At 70.0% G+C, this 14,886-nt stretch carries 12 protein-coding genes; 4 read left to right on the top strand and 8 right to left on the bottom strand.

The features are described 5' to 3' along the window. Positions 1-125: 125 nt before the first annotated feature. From QRN27_RS07425 to QRN27_RS07405, 5 genes are all read right to left on the bottom strand, one after another. Complete coding sequence (locus QRN27_RS07425) at positions 126-1,121, bottom strand: ABC transporter substrate-binding protein (protein WP_056013014.1); 996 nt, start codon at positions 1,119-1,121, stop codon at positions 126-128. Between the two features lie 74 nt (positions 1,122-1,195). Further along, entirely contained in the window at positions 1,196-2,281 is a 1,086-nt protein-coding gene (locus QRN27_RS07420) for an ABC transporter permease (RefSeq protein ID WP_056013017.1), read from the bottom strand. Next, entirely contained in the window at positions 2,278-3,039 is a 762-nt protein-coding gene (locus QRN27_RS07415; RefSeq protein ID WP_194670756.1) for an ATP-binding cassette domain-containing protein, read from the bottom strand. Before QRN27_RS07415 ends, QRN27_RS07420 begins: the two co-directional genes overlap by 4 nt. A gap of 133 nt (positions 3,040-3,172) precedes the next feature. Continuing rightward, a complete protein-coding gene (locus QRN27_RS07410) occupies positions 3,173-4,267 on the bottom strand; it encodes a class I mannose-6-phosphate isomerase (RefSeq protein WP_285041423.1) in 1,095 nt (364 codons plus the stop codon). Next, positions 4,264-5,325 (bottom strand): LacI family DNA-binding transcriptional regulator, encoded by a 1,062-nt coding sequence (locus QRN27_RS07405; protein WP_285041422.1) that lies wholly within the window; start codon positions 5,323-5,325, stop codon positions 4,264-4,266. Before QRN27_RS07405 ends, QRN27_RS07410 begins: the two co-directional genes overlap by 4 nt. Positions 5,326-5,657: 332 nt before the next feature. On the opposite strand from QRN27_RS07405, the gene QRN27_RS07400 reads away from it, so the two are divergent. Then, positions 5,658-6,866 (top strand): HAD-IA family hydrolase, encoded by a 1,209-nt coding sequence (locus QRN27_RS07400; RefSeq protein ID WP_285041421.1) that lies wholly within the window; start codon positions 5,658-5,660, stop codon positions 6,864-6,866. 686 nt (positions 6,867-7,552) lie between these two features. Beyond that, on the top strand, positions 7,553-9,037 hold the full coding sequence (locus QRN27_RS07395) for an HNH endonuclease signature motif containing protein (protein ID WP_285041419.1): 1,485 nt from the start codon (positions 7,553-7,555) through the stop codon (positions 9,035-9,037). A 938-nt stretch (positions 9,038-9,975) separates the two neighbouring features. Here QRN27_RS07395 and QRN27_RS07390 read toward each other — a convergent pair. Together QRN27_RS07390 and QRN27_RS07385 are read right to left on the bottom strand one after the other, a co-directional pair. Continuing rightward, entirely contained in the window at positions 9,976-11,469 is a 1,494-nt protein-coding gene (locus QRN27_RS07390) for a mannitol dehydrogenase family protein (RefSeq protein ID WP_285041418.1), read from the bottom strand. A gap of 48 nt (positions 11,470-11,517) precedes the next feature. Next, a complete protein-coding gene (locus QRN27_RS07385) occupies positions 11,518-12,210 on the bottom strand; it encodes a nucleoside/nucleotide kinase family protein (protein WP_285041416.1) in 693 nt (230 codons plus the stop codon). A gap of 221 nt (positions 12,211-12,431) precedes the next feature. Here QRN27_RS07385 and QRN27_RS07380 point away from each other — a divergent pair, with 221 nt between their 5' ends. Beyond that, complete coding sequence (locus QRN27_RS07380; RefSeq protein WP_285041415.1) at positions 12,432-13,160, top strand: SDR family oxidoreductase; 729 nt, start codon at positions 12,432-12,434, stop codon at positions 13,158-13,160. 55 nt (positions 13,161-13,215) lie between these two features. Continuing rightward, entirely contained in the window at positions 13,216-14,217 is a 1,002-nt protein-coding gene (locus QRN27_RS07375; RefSeq protein ID WP_285041414.1) for a LacI family DNA-binding transcriptional regulator, read from the top strand. Positions 14,218-14,225: 8 nt separating this feature from the next. On the opposite strand, the gene QRN27_RS07370 is transcribed toward QRN27_RS07375, so the two are convergent. Next, the gene (locus QRN27_RS07370) at positions 14,226-14,777 is read right to left on the bottom strand and encodes a GIY-YIG nuclease family protein (protein WP_285041413.1); all 552 of its coding nucleotides are present in this window, start codon (positions 14,775-14,777) and stop codon (positions 14,226-14,228) included. Positions 14,778-14,886 lie beyond the last annotated feature (109 nt).

Here is a 14,886-nt window from a genome sequence, read left to right as displayed (position 1 = left end):
GACCGGTTGGGCGCGCGCAGGGTCCGGCTGCGCCCGGGCATCGAGCCTCCCGGACGCAGCGCGACGGCGCCGGAGCTCGAAGCTCCGACGCCGTCGCGGTCTGTGGTGCGGGGTGGCCTTCTGGCCTAGCCACACTTGGACTGGTAGACGGCATCCTTCGCGTCGCCGTCGACGTTGTCCTTGGTGATGATGGTGAAGCCGGTCTCGATCTTGGCCTCGACCTTGTCACCGTTCAGGGCCGCGATCGCCTGGGCGACGCCGTCCTTGCCGATGGTGGCCGGCTCCTGAGCGACGAGCGCCTGGACGGTGCCCTCCTTCAGCTGCTTGACCTGGGCGGGACCCGCGTCGAACCCGACGATGGTGACCGAGTCCTCCTTGCCGGCCTGCTTGACACCGGTCGCGGAACCTTCAGCCGCGAACAGGTTCGCTGCGAAGATGCCCACGATGTCGGGGTCCTTCTGGAGCGCCGCGGTCACGATCTCAGCAGCCGTGGACGGCTCGTTGTGGCTGTACTGCACACCGAGGTCGGTGAACTTGTCATCGCCCTTGACCGCTTCCTGGAAGCCCTCGGCACGGGCGTCCGTGGTCGAGATGCCGGGGTCGACCGAGACCACGAGGACCTTGCCACCCTCGGGGTGTGCTTCCTTGATCGCGTCGAACGCCGCAGCGCCGCCGCCCTTGTTGTCGCTCGAGATCTGCGAGACCGCGAACGACGGGTCGTCGACCGTGGTGTCGACGAGGACGACCTTGATGCCCGCGTCGGCAGCAGCCTTCAGCGGAGCCTCCATGGCCTTCACATCGGTCGGGGCGACGAGGATCGCGTCCGGCTTCGAGGCGACGACCGAGTCGACGAGCGGCTTCTGCAGCGTCGGGTCGAACTTCTCCGGGCCCTGGGTGGTGACCGTGGCACCGGCGTCCTTCGCCGCCGACTCGATACCGCACTGCATCGAGATGTAGAACTCGTCACCGGCGACACCCTGGATGAACGCGATCTTGTAGCCGTCGGAACCTGCGCCTGCGCTGCTGCCGCCCGAGCTCGCGCCACCGGAACACCCGGTGAGCATGAGGCCTGCCGACGCGCCGAGCGCGAGGACTCCGAGAACTGATTTCTTCCACTTCATTGTGATTGCCCGTTTCTCTTGAACTGCTGGACTACTAGGGATGGTGCTGGGGGGGGTGTTGATCTGTGTAGGGACTATTTCTTCTTCCTGCTGACGAGGGCTCGCCAGAAGCTGGTGGATCCGCCGCGGGCTGCGGAGGAACGACGGACCTGGTCGACGTAGACGGCCAGGATGAGGACGGCGCCGACCGCGACCTGCTGCCAGAAGGGCTGCACGCCGGTGATGACGAAGCCGTTCTGGAGGACGGCGGGGATGAACAGACCGACGACGGTGCCGAAGATCGTTCCGTAGCCACCGAAGAGCGAGGTGCCACCGATGACGACCGCGGCGATCACGTTCAGGTTCGTCTGCGACTGACCGGCGATCGCGGTGGTGCCGAACTGCGACAGCGACAGGATGCCGGCGAGACCCGCGAGTCCACCCGAGATGGCGTAGATGCGGATGAGGTGACGGTCGACCTTCACGCCGACGCGTCGCGCCGCCTCTTCGCTCGAGCCCACCGCGTAGGTGTAGAGGCCGAACTTCGTCTTGTGGAGCACGAGGGCGCCGATGATGACGACGACGAGGGCGATGACCGAGATGATCGGGACGGCGCCGAAGATGTTGCCGTAACCGATCGAGTCGGTGAGCACGGACGGCACCTCGCGGATGTCGACACCGCCGGTGAGGATCTGGGCGAGGCCGAGCGCCATGCCGAGGCTACCGAGGGTGACGATCAGCGGCGGCACCTTCGCCTTGGAGATGAGGAGGCCGTTGAACGTGCCCCAGACGATGCCGACACCGATCGACACGAGGATGCCGACGATCGCGGTGCCCCAGTCGTCGCCGCCCATGGCCCGCATCGTCGTCGCGGACACGACGCCCGAGAAGACGAGGACGGAGCCGATGGAGAGGTCGATGCCCGAGGTGATGATGACGTAGGTCATGCCGACGCCGAGCACCGCGAGGATCGACGCGTTCTGCACGACGAGCCGCAGGTTCGACAGCTGCGCGAAGGTGTCGGGGGCGATCGCGGAGAAGATCGCGATGACGACGAGGAGGACGATGAAGATCTGGAAGGCCTGCGCCTTGAAGAGCTTCCTGATCGGGGTCTCCCGGTCCTTGGCCGTCTCGATGGCGGTCGTCTCCGGCCCCATCTCGGCCTGCTTCACCGCGCTCATGCGACGTTCCTCGTGCTGGCACCGGTCATCAGACCGACGAGTTCTTCCATGTTCGTGTCCTTCGTGTCGACCGTCGCCGCGCGGTGGCCGAGCCGGAGCACCTGCACCCGGTCGGACACCTCCATGACGTGCGGCATCGAGTGGCTGATGAAGACGACCGCGATGCCCTTGTCGCGGACGCGGCGGATCGTCTCGAGGACGTTCTTCGTCTGGCGGACGCCGAGGGCGGCCGTCGGCTCGTCGAGGAAGACGACCTTGTTCGCCCAGTGCACCGCGCGGGCGATGGCGATCGCCTGGCGCTGACCACCGGACATGGCACCGACCGGGTCGGTGAGCGAGCGGACCGTCGCGCCGAGCTCGTCGAAGGCGTGACGCGACTGCTTGCTCATCTCCTTCACGTTCATGAGTCCGAGCAGTCCGCCGAGGCCCGGGCGCATGATCTCGCGGCCGAGGTACACGTTCTGCACGGGGTCGAGGTGCGGGGCGAGGGCGAGGTCCTGGTAGACCGTCTCGATGCCGAGCGAGCTCGACTGCATGGGCGAGGACAGCGTGATCGGTTCACCTTCGAACTTGATCACGCCGCTGTCGACGGCGAGGTTGCCGGAGAGGGCTTTGACGAGCGTGGACTTGCCGGCGCCGTTGTCGCCGATGAGGGCGGTGACCTCGCCGGGGTAGACCTCGAAGTCCGCTTCGTCGAGGGCACGGACGTGCCCGAACTGCCGGGTGAGGCCTCTGGCCTCCAAGACGGGAGTCGTCATGTCGTTCTCGTTCCTTTCCAGCCGGTCCCGGTGGACGGGTCCGGCGTGTGGTGGCTGTCGTACCGCCGTTCGGGGCGGTGGTGTGGGGTGTTCGGGTGACTGGTGGTCCTGGGTCCTGCGCTCGGCGGGGGCGTCATCGGATGCCTCCCGCGGTGAGACTCGCCGGCCAACCGGCTCCTGGGCCCGCGACAAGCACGGTGGCCTCGCCGGTGACGGTCCACGGACCGAACCCGGCGGGGACCGCGAGGACCTCGCCGGCGGACACCGCGACCGGTTCCGCGCCGTCCTCCGGCACGAGGGCCCCCGCGCCGGTGAGGGCGAGGGCGACCGAGAAGCCGGCGTCGACGGGGTCGCTGCCGTCCGCTCCCGGTGCGACCGCGAACAGCTGGAAGTAGGGGTCCGCGGCGGCGGGGAGCAGGCTGACGGGCGTATCCGTCCGGGCGTCGAGGTCGTGCTGGACGACGAGCCGGGCGATCTCCGACTCGGGCAGGGCGGCGGTCGAGACCGCCCCCATCACCGTGTCGAAGCCGAGGCCGAGGTGGGACTCCTCGCGCGTCGAGGTCGTGACCGACCACTCGAGCAGGATGGAGAGGTCGGTGGGCTCCTGCACCTCGGCGAGGAAGATCCCGCCGTCGATCGCGTGCGCGGTGCCGGCCGGGACGAGGATGCCCATGCCGCGTTCGACGACGATGCGGTTCATGTGGGCGAGCATCCACTCGCTGTCCTGGGCGTCGCGGCGGCGGTCGAGTTCCTCGGGGTCGACGTCCTCGCTCCACCCGAGGTGCACGGCAGAGCCAGGCTCGGCGTCGAGGATGAACCAGGCCTCCGTCTTGCCGTAGGCGCAGTCGAGGTGCGAGGCCGCGAAGGCGCGGTCGGGGTGCACGTGGACGGGCAGGCGCTGCCTGGCGTCGAGCAGCTTCACGAGGATGCCGGTGTCGGCGGCGTCCGTGCCGTGGTCGCGTCCAGCGCCGGTCCACTGCTCGGGGTCGGCGGCGACGAGGTCGCGGAGGAGGACGCCGTCGACGGTCCTGGCGAGGCCGATCGCACCGCCGGGCTCCTGGTCGGCGCGGCTCACCGTGGCTCCGAGCCACTCCTCGGGCTGGAACTCGCTCTGCTGCTCGATCCCGCGCAGGGCGGCGATCCGGTCACCGCCGCGGTAGAAGTGCTCGATGAGGTTCGGCGCGAGTCGCGTGGGCTGGGCGAGCCTCGTGGGCTGGGTCGTGCTCATGCTGCTGGTCCTCCGACCATGGTCGTGGTGGATGCGGTGCCCGCATCGACGGTGTGCTGTCGCATCGGTCCGGCGATCTCGCCGGAACCGCGGGGCACGAGCGAGGTCGGGACGATCCACTCGCGGGGTTCGTCCGTCGGCGACTCGCGCAGTTCCAGCAGCCGTTCGATCGCGGCGGTCCCGATGACGAACGGGTCCTGGTTGATGCAGCTGACGGCCGGTCGCAGCACGTCGGCGAGGATGAAGTCGCCGAACGCGATGTGCGCCGTCCCCTCGCGACCGATGCGGTGGAGGGACGTCGTCAGGCCGATCGCGGCTTTCGCGTTCGAGGCGAAGAACGCGGTGGGCGGGTCGTCGAGGCCGAGCAGTCGCTCCGTCTCGGCGGCGTAGTCGAGGGTGCCGTCGATGGTCCAGGAGACGAGGGACGGGTCGAGCTCGATGCCGGCCTCCGCCAGCACGTCGGTGTACCCCTGGTAGCGGCGGCGGATGGTGAGGAAGCGCTCGTCGCGGTCGTAGAAGGCGATGCGGGTGTGACCGAGCTCGACGAACTGGCGGATGGCGAGCTGCGTGGCGGCGTAGTCGTCGACCACGACGCTGTCGAAGGCGGCCAGTGGGCGGTCCACCGCGACGACGGGCGTCACATTCCGGAAGGCCTCCAGGTAGGGCAGCTCCGCGGCGACCGGGGCGATGATCACGCCGGCGACCTGGTGCCCGGCGATGAAGCCGGTGAGCTGGTCGCGTTCGCGACGCTCGTCGAGCCCGGTGCTCGCCACGAGGACGCTGAGGCCCTCCTTGAGCGCGCGGGCCTCGATGGCGCTCACGAGCGAGGCGAAGAACGGGTCGGCGAGCGAGTCGATGAGCACGCCGATCGCTCCACCGGTGCCGGACTTCAACGAGCGGGCGGCCGTGTTGGGCACGTACCCGAGGCGATCGATCGCCTCGAGCACGCGGCTTCTGGTCTCGGGGTGGACGGACGCTTCGCCGTTCACCACTCGCGAGACGGTCTTGATGCTGACGCCGGACTGCGCAGCGACATCCTTGATCCCGGGCGGCCGCATCAGCGGGTCCCCCGGTCATGCGAGGAAGCGGTTCCGACGGAGCGGTCGGTGTGGAGCGGCAGCGCGTGCGCATTCGTCCGGATCGGACTGGTCGCGGGGTTCGCGGGGTTGCAGGTGCCCATGGGCTCCACCTCCTGACAGCGTTGTCATCGTTCGGGGTGGTGCAGCTGCAGAACCCCGTCGTTCCTTGGTGCGCCTATACTGACCGCAGACCGACAACGTTGTCAAGCAACGTTGTCCGAAAGAGATCAAATTCATTTGGAACTCGCATCGATGAGGCGTTCAGGCCCCTCGGATGTGGGTCGCCACCCCGGAATCATCGAGGAGTCAGCGTGATCGTCGTCGTCGCAGGAGCAGCCGGAAGCGGCAAGACCACCCTCGGACGCGAGCTCGCACGAGCCCTGCGACTGCCGCTCCTCGACCTCGACACGATCACCAACCCGCTGCTCGACGGGCTCGGCCCGGTCGCCGACCCCGAGAGCGCCGAACCGCGGCACTGGAACGACCCGGCCCTGCGTCCGACGATGCGACCGGCACGATACGCGGCGCTCCGCGCGGTGTTGGCGGACCAGCGCGACAGTGGGGTCGGAGCGGTACTCGTCGCCCCGTTCACCGCGGAACTCCGTGGCGGGGCCGAATGGGACGCGCTCGTCGAGGCGGCCGGGGTCGTCCCGAAGGTCGTCTGGCTGCGTGCCGACGCCGCCACGCTCGCCGCCCGCCGGGCCCAGCGCGGAGCCGAACGGGACTCGCACATTGTGGACCCGTCGACCGATACGCCGCCGGCCATCGAGCACCTGTCGATCGAGGCGGCGCTCTCGACGCCGCAGCAACTCGCCGCGGTCCAGCGCGCGCTCGGCCTCGGCCAGACCATCGAGGCGTCGGCGCCGATCTTCGATCAGGTGTTCGCCGCCGGGCTCTTCGACCTCGACGGGACGCTCATCGACTCGACGCCCGCCGTGAACCGGTCCTGGGCGCAGCTGGCTCGCGAATACGGCCTGGAGGTCGACCTGCTCGCCGAGGGGCATGGCCAGCCTGCAGCCCAGGTGCTCGCCGCGAGCTTCCCACCGGAGCAGGTCGCTGGAGCGCTCGCGCGGATCATCGAGATCGAGTCCGAGGAGGTCGCGGACGTCATCGCGCTCCCTGGGGCGGCGGAGGCGCTCGCGGCACTCGGCGACGACGCGAAGGCGATCGTCACGAGCGGCACCCGGCTCATCGCGGGGAACCGGATCGCCGCCGCCGGGCTCGTGCGGCCGGAGGTCGTGGTGACGTTCGACGATGTGACGAAGGGCAAGCCGGACCCGGAGCCCTTCCTCCTCGGTCGCTCGCGGCTCGGTATGGAGGCGCAACCGTGCGTCGTGTTCGAGGATGCACCGGCGGGGCTCGCCGCCGCGCGTGCCGCGGGGTGCTGGACGGTCGGGATCGCGGGGACGCACGAAGCGCACGAGCTCGACGCCGACCTCGTCATCGACGGCTTGTTCCAGCTGCGGCTCGAGCCCGTCGCCGAGGGTGGCTTCCGGCTTGTGCCGGCGTCGCTCGGTTGAGCAGATCTTCCGCTGCTGTCCGCTCGAGACCGGTCCCGGAGCCTGTCGGTTCCCCTGGTCCCTGAGCCTGTCGAAGGGCGGCACCGCTGGTCCCTGCGCCAGTCGAAGGGCGGCACCGCGGCCCTGTCGAAGGGGCGCGCCGCCCCTGCCGAAGGCCCCTTTCCGAACTCGTCGACGAGTGCTCGGTCCCTGAACTTGTCGAAGGGCACTCCCGGTCCCGGAGCTCCTCCGGTCCCTGAGCTTGTCGAACGGCACTCCCGGTCCCCGAGCTCCTCCGGTCCCTGAGCTTGTCGAAGGGCACACGGGCGACTCCCATCCTGCTCGAAACCCGACCCCTCGGCCCCTGAGCTTGTCGAAGGGCCCTCCGGCCGCCGAACCCGCACCACGGCACCCCGGTCCCTGAGCTTGTCGAAGGGCGCTCCGACCGCCGCGCCCGCACCACGGCATCCCCGGCCCCTGAGCATGTCGAAGGGCACACGGGCGACTCCCATCGTGCTCGAAACCCGACCCCTCGGTCCCTGAGCTTGTCGAAGGGCGTTCCGGTCGCCGAATCGGTAACGAGGCCTCCCCGGTCCCTGAGCTTGTCGAAGGGCACACGTGCAGACGACACCTGTCGCACAAAAGACCAGATCAGGGTCGTATTCGACTCGCACTCCAATGTCGGTGGTCCGTGTTTGGATGGAACCATGACCAGCACAGCACCGAACCCCCTCGCCGCCGCCACGGCCGGGTTCGATGCCGTGTGGACCGGCGCGCTCGACGCGATCCGCGCAGGGTCGAATATCGCGGAGCAGCTCGAGAACATGAACGGTGAAGCCCTGTTCCGAGTCCTCGACGAACTCGGGGCCGTGCAGCACGCGGTCGAGGTGCTCGCCGCACGGGTCACCGGCGCGATCGCCCTCCGGCCGTCGCCCACGGGCCGCGACGGGTCACTCGTCCGCGCGGCCGGTTACGCCAACCCTGGTGTGATGGTGTCCGAGCGGTGGCGGGTCTCCCGCGCCCGCGGTTCGGTCATCGCGGAGGTCGGCGCGGCGATCACGCAGCCGCGTGGGCTCCTCGGCGAGCTGGAGGAGTGCCCCTTCCCGGACATCGCCGCGGCCCTCGACGCGCCGAGCTGCCTCGCCGACCCGTCGGCCGCGGTCGACCTCGCGACCGCCGACACGCCTTCCGGCCAAACGCCCGGCACACCGCCCGCCCCGCTCAGCGTCGACGGCGCCGCCGTCATCGTCCGGGAGCTTCGGAACGCGGGCCGCATCTGCGCCACCGCCGAACTCCAGGCAGCGTCGGTCATCGCGGTCGAGCACGCCGCGCACGCGCCCTTGCAGGACGTCGTCCGGATCGCGAAGCTCGTCCGCACCCGCCTCGACCAGGACGGACGCGAACCCCGCGACGAACTCCTCCGCCGAGCCGAACGCGCCACCCTCCGAGAACTGCCCTCCGGCATGACGCTCCTCCGCGCCGAGCTCGCCCCCGAAAGCGCCGCGTTCGTCCGCGCCGGCCTCGACGCCCTCATCGGCGCCGGACTGCGCCGACTACAGTTCGTGGACGCCGATGCCGATCAGCCGGACGGAACTGGCACGCCCATGCCGGAGGGCCCGTCACTGATCCCCACCGACCGGCGCCGCGCCATCGCCCTCACCGAGATCTTCCGCCACACGGCCGGCTGCGGTGGTGCCGCGACCGAGCTCGCACCCGTGTCCGTCGTCATCCGCGTCGACCACGACACCCTCGAAACCGGCGCCGGCACCGCCACCATCGACGGCATCGAAGAACCCATCGGCGCAGGCGCCCTCCGTCGCCTTGCCGCGGACGCGAAACTCATCCCCATGGTCCTCGGCGGACCCTCCCAGGTCCTCGACCTCGGCACCGGTACCCGCCTGTTCTCCCGCGCCCAGAAACTCGCCCTCGCCGAACGCGACGGCGGCTGCGCCTGGACCGGCTGCACCCACCCACCATCCTTCACCGAAGCCCACCACCTCGATTGGTGGTCAGCAGGCGGACCAACCGACCTCGACAACGGCATCCTCCTCTGCCCCTTCCACCACCACCGCATCCACGACGACCACTGGAACATCGACGTCCGCGACGGCATCCCCTGGTTCATCCCACCCGGCACCATCGACCGGCACCAAACCCCCATCCGCGGCGGACGCATACAACTCGCCGCCTGACACCGACGCAAGGCACCCGCCTGCCCACACGCGCCCACGCTGCCCTTCGACAAGCTCAGGGACCGGTGCTGCCCACCGGAACTGCGTCACGCTCGGAAACCCGGCATCCCGGTCCCTGAGCCTGTCGAAGGGCACTTCGACCCACGGTCACCCCGCCGGGAACCCTGTCCCTTGGCCGATCGAGCACCCACCCGTCAATCTCCCGACCGGGAACCTCGGTCCCTGAGCCTGTCGAAGGGCGCGGGCACCCACGGTCGCCCCGCCGGGAACCCGGCCCCTCGGCCGATGGAAGACCCACCCGCCAATCCCCCGACCGGGAACCTCGGTCCCTGAGCTTGTCGAAGGGCACACGGACAACCTCCACGCCCTTCGACAAGCTCAGGGACCGAAACCGACCACTCCGGGCTCGGTGCCGTCCTGGGGACCGCTACCGAACTCGGGAACCGGGGACGCTTGCCGTGGAACGGAGCCGCTCTCCGAGACCGGACCACCCGGTCCCTGAGCCTGTCGAAGGGCACACGGAGGACATCCCGCCCTTCGACAAGCTCAGGAACCGAAACCGACCACTCGCGGCTCGTTGCCGTCCTGGGGACCGCTACCGAACTCGGGAACCGGGGACGCTTGCCGGGGAACGGAGCCGCTCTCCGAAACCGGACCACCCGGTCCCTGAGCTGGTCGAAGGGCACCGCAGGAGTCCTTACGTCCCTCGACAAGCTCCGGAACCGGAACTGACAGCAGAGACGGGGGACGCTCGCTCCGGGAACCGCGTCACTCTCGGAAACCAGAGCGCCCGATCCCTGAGCCTGTCGAAGGGCCCACGAACGACCACACCCTTCGACAGGCTCAGGGACCGGTGCCGCCCTCTGGGACCGCGGACACCCGCTCAGGGACCGCACCTCGACGAACTCGGCGACAGGTCCGGCACTCGCCCCCACGGGTCACCCCTCGGCGACGACCTCCTCGACGGCCGCTCGCGCACCGACGGCCGCAAGCCGGGCCCGGGCCTCGACGAACGCCTCACGGAGCCGCGCATCCTGACCGAGGTCGCCGAAGACCACCTCCAGATCGAGGAACGCCCCGGGGTTCTCGACCTCCTGGTCGACGGCCGCCTGGAGTTCGGCGAGCCTCCGATCCACCGGCTGCAGCTCCCGACCGTCGTCACCGACACCCTCGATGAACCGACTCCACGCCGCCAGCACGAGCGCCGAACGCGCGATCCCGCCACCGGTCCGCAACTGCTCGCGGACCACGGGGAGCAGGAACTTCGGGATCCGTTCCGACCCGTCGACGATCTGCCGGGCCAGCGTGTCCTTGATCGCCTCACTGCCGAAGCGACGCATCAGCTCCGCACTGTAGGCGTCGAGGTCGATCCCCGGCACCGGCGCGAGCGTCGGCCTCGCCTCCTCATGCATGTAGCCGAGGAGGAACCGGGCGAAGAGGTCATCGCGGCAGACGTCATGGACGTACGTCTCCCCCGCGAGCAACCCCAGGTAGCTCATCGCCTGATGCGAGGCGTTCAGCAGTCGGAGCTTCATCAGCTCGTAGGGTTCCACGTCCTCGACCAGCTGCACGCCGACCTGCTCGTACGGCGGACGGCCGTCACTGAAGTCGTCCTCCAACACCCACTGCTCGAACGACTCCGACAGCACCGGCCACCGGTCCTCGATCCCGAACCGCTCGGCGACCATCGCCCGCTGCTCATCGGTCGTCGCCGGGGTGATGCGGTCGACCATCGAGTTCGGGAAGCGCACCTCGGCGGCGATCCAGGCGGCGAGCGACGGGTCGATCCGTTCGGCGAACGCGAGGATCGCCGTGCGGGCGACGTGACCGTTGCCCTGGATGTTGTCGCAGGACATGACGGTGAACGGGACCCCACCCGCGTCCCGTCGAGCGCGCAGACCGGCGGCGATGAATCCGAGCGGGCTCTGCGGCAGCGCACCCGCCGGCAGGCCGTCGAGGTCCGCGAGGGTCGCACCGTCGCTCGGTTCGAACGCGCCCGTCGCGTCGTTGACGCCGTAGCCGCCCTCGGTGATCGTGAGCGACACGATGCGGGTCGAGGGGTCGGCGACGCGGGCCAGCACGGCGGCCGGGTCGTCCGGTGCGAAGAGGTATTCCACGATCGAACCGACCACGCGCGCCTCGACCTCGCCGTCGGGACTCGTCGTCACGAGCGTGTACAGCCGGTCCTGCGCACCCAGCGCGTCCCGCATCGCGGCATCGCCGGGCAGGGTGCCGACGCCGACGAGTCCCCAGGACGTGTGCTCGGCACCGGGCAGGGCGAGCACGCGGTCGACGAACATCGCCCCGTGGGCACGGTGGAAGGCACCCACCCCGAAGTGGACGATGCCGGGACGGACCGCGGGACGGTCGTAGGACGGCACGGCCACCTGCGGATCGAGGGCGGTGAGGGTGGCGTCGGAGAGCTGGGTCATGGTGGTGCCTTCTCGTCGGTGAGCGGGTTCCGGATGGTGCGGTGGTCGTCAGACGCCGTGGCTGGACTCGGTCGCCAGCGGCGTGGTGGCGTCGAGGGTCACGACGCGGGTGGCGCGATGCTTCGTGGCGTCGACCAGGCGGGCGTTCGGCTCATCGACCCCGAGCACCCAGGCTTCGGCCTCGTCCCGCGGGTGGCCGTGGCCGAGGCGTCGGGCGATGAGGCGATCGCGGCGGAGCTCGTCGTCCACGTCGACATACCAGGACTCGTCGAGGTGCCGGGCGACATCCTGCCAACCGTGATCGTCGAACAGCAGGTAGTTGCCCTCGGTGATGACGAGCGGTACCTCGGGACGCACGAGGACCGCGCTGCCGATGGAGACCTCCAGGGACCGGTCGAACCGGGGCGCGTAGACCGCGGCGCCGGGCGAATCCTCCGTGCGACCGCTCGTGGCGAGCCGCGACAGCAGGGCGACATAGCCGTCGACGTCGAAGGTGTCCGGGGCGCCCTTGCGGTCACGTCGCCCGAGGCGGACGAGCTCGGGGTTGTCGAGGTGGAAGCCGTCCATGCCGACGATGACCGCTTGGTCGCCGAGGGCCGCGGCCAGCGTGTCGCTGACGGTCGACTTCCCCGCGCCGGGAGCGCCGACGATGCCGAGGATGCGTCGCGACCCTGAGGCGGCGAGGGCCCGAGCGCGGTCGACGAGCTCGTCGAGGCTGGTCCCGGTCGTGCTGCCGCCCATCGTGATGCCCCACCTCTCGTCGGGTCGGCGTCGTCGCGGTCGCGCCGTCGCCCGACTCACGGTAGGTCCAGGCGATGCCCGTGTCAACAGCACATGTCACCGGTGTCACGACATTGACGTGCAATTCCATGTCACGGGTGACATGACCGTGATTCCGTGGATATGATGCTCGCGACCCGGTGCACCGACGCACGGGCCCCTCACGTCGATCGGAAGAACCCATGACTGACTTCAACGGCCGTACCATCCTCGTCACCGGAGCGAGCGGCGGCATCGGCGGCGCGACCGTCCGCCACCTTGTCGTAGCGGGCGCACAGGTCATCGCCTCCGGCCGCAACGTGGAGCACCTCGAGGCCATCGCCGCCGAGACGGGCGCCGAACCGCTGCCCTTCGACCTCACCTCCGAGGACAGCATCCGCGACGCCATCGAGGGTCGCGACATCTGGGGCGTCGTCAACTCCGGCGGCTGGGGCGGCGAGATCGCGTCCCCCCAGGAGACCGACATCGAGGTCTTCGACAAGGTCATCAGCATCAACGCGCGCGGCTCCCTGCTCGTCACGAAGTACGCCTCGCGCGAGATGATCCGCCAGGAACGCGGCGGCGCGATCGTCAACGTCTCCAGCCAGGCGTCCCTCGTCGCCCTGTCCGGTCACATCTCGTACGGCTCGTCGAAGGCCGCCCTCGACAACATCACCCGCGTCTCCGCCCTCGAACTCGGCAAGTACGGCATCCGTGTCAACGCCGTCAACCCGACGGTCGTCATGACGCCGATGTCCGCCTGGTACTGGGGTCGCCCCGACATCGAAGGCCCGTTCCTCGAGGCCATGCCTCTCGGCAAGTGGGCCACCGAGGACGACATCGCCGGACCCATCACCTTCCTCCTGAGCGACGCCGCCGGCATGATCTCGGGTGTCTCGCTGCCGATCGACGGTGGATACACCGCCCGCTGATCCGGCCGGCACGGACTGCACCACCGGCAGGAGCGAGCGGGAGGGAGGACGACGCATGGCGACGATGCGACAGATCGCGGCAGCCGCCGGCGTGAGCGCGAAGACCGTCTCACGCGTCTTCAACGACGACCCGCACGTGCTCCCGGAGACGCGCGAACGGGTCGAGGCGATCATGCGCGAGCTCGACTACGTGCCGAACACGCTCGCCACCTCGTTCCGGTCCGGCCGTCCCTCGGTCATCGGGGTCGCCGTGCCCGACATCGTCGATCCGTTCTTCGCCGAGATCGCCCGGGCGGTGGAGCGGACCGCCCGCGACCACGACATGTCGACGCTCGTGACCAGCCTCGGCGACGACCCCGAACGCGAGCGCGAGGTGCTGGAACCGATGCTGCGACGGCAGCTCAGCGGCCTCGTCCTCGCACCGGTCGGCGAGGATCAACGTCCGCTGGCCGCGTGGGCGTCACGGACGCCGTTCGTCTTCGTCGACCGCGCGCCCGGCGGACTGACGGCCGACGCGTTCACCCAGGACGACTTCCACGGCGCGTTCGAGGCGACGAAGCACCTCGTCGGGCACGGCCATCGACGGATCGCGTTCATCGGAGACCACCTGCGGCTCCCCACCACGGCGGAGCGGTTGCGCGGCTACCGGGCGGCGCTCGCCGAGAGCGGGATCGAGGAGGACCACGACCTCATCGCGCTCGGCGCCGACACCCCGTCGCGGGCCGCCGCCGCCTTGGCCGAGGTGCTGTCGATCCGCGACGACGCGGGAGCGCCGGCACCCGCCACGGCGCTGTTCTCCTCGAACGCGGTCTGCACGATGGCCATCCTGCCGGCCCTCGCCGGGCGACCCCTCCCGCTCGTGGCGTTCGGCGACTTCCCGCTGGCCGATCTCATGCGGCCGTCGGTCACGGTGGTCGTGCAGGACCCGGAGTCCCTCGGTCGGCTCGCGGCCGAGCGCATCATCGAGCGCATCCAGCACCCGGACCGACGGTTCGAGACACGGACGGTACTCCCCGTGCGACTGCTCGAGCGGGACTCGTGCCGGGGTTCGGTCTAGGCCAGCGGTCACCGTCCGCGGAGCGCAGCCGCCTCGCTGAGCCATCGGGCATAACCGTCCCAGGGGTCGACCGCTCGGGCGACGGCGGCGATGTGGGCGAGGAGTCTCGGTGAGGACCGGAACCACTCGGAGCGTTCGAGTCGCTCCTGCGCGAACTGCTCGTGGCGGGCCCGCTCGACGTGTCGGTCGCCGCGTTCGAGCGCGAGCAGTTCGTCGTGCCAGATCGCGGCGAACCGCTGGCGAGGGTTGGTCGTCGTGCCGATCTTCACCCGGTCGCCGTGGCGGAGGTAGTAGACGACGTCGATCCGCGGCCGGGCGAGATCGTCGTCGGGCACCTCGCCCTGTCTCCACTCGCAGGTGGCGCACAACCAGCCGGACGGGTAGTCGCGGCCGAGCCGTGAGCCGCACATGATGCACGGCGCGGGCAGCGTGTCGAGGACGCCCCATCGGCGTCCGGCCCACTCGGCGGCGAGCGCGAGGTGTTGTTCGCACAGCCCGACCGGTGCGTCCCCTGGGGCGGTGTCGTCGCACCCGGGCTGGACGCATCGCCTGTCGGACATGTAGCGAGTCTCCCCCACCCCGCCGACACCCGTCGGCCCAGAGCCCGCGCCTGGTCCCTGAGCCTGTCGAAGGGCCCACGAACAGACCCCGCCCTTCGACAAGCTCAGG

The sequence above is a fragment of the Plantibacter sp. LMC-P-059a genome, assembly GCF_030209505.1.
Classification (GTDB): Bacteria; Actinomycetota; Actinomycetes; order Actinomycetales; family Microbacteriaceae; genus Plantibacter.
This window is presented reverse-complemented; position numbering and strand designations above follow the sequence as displayed.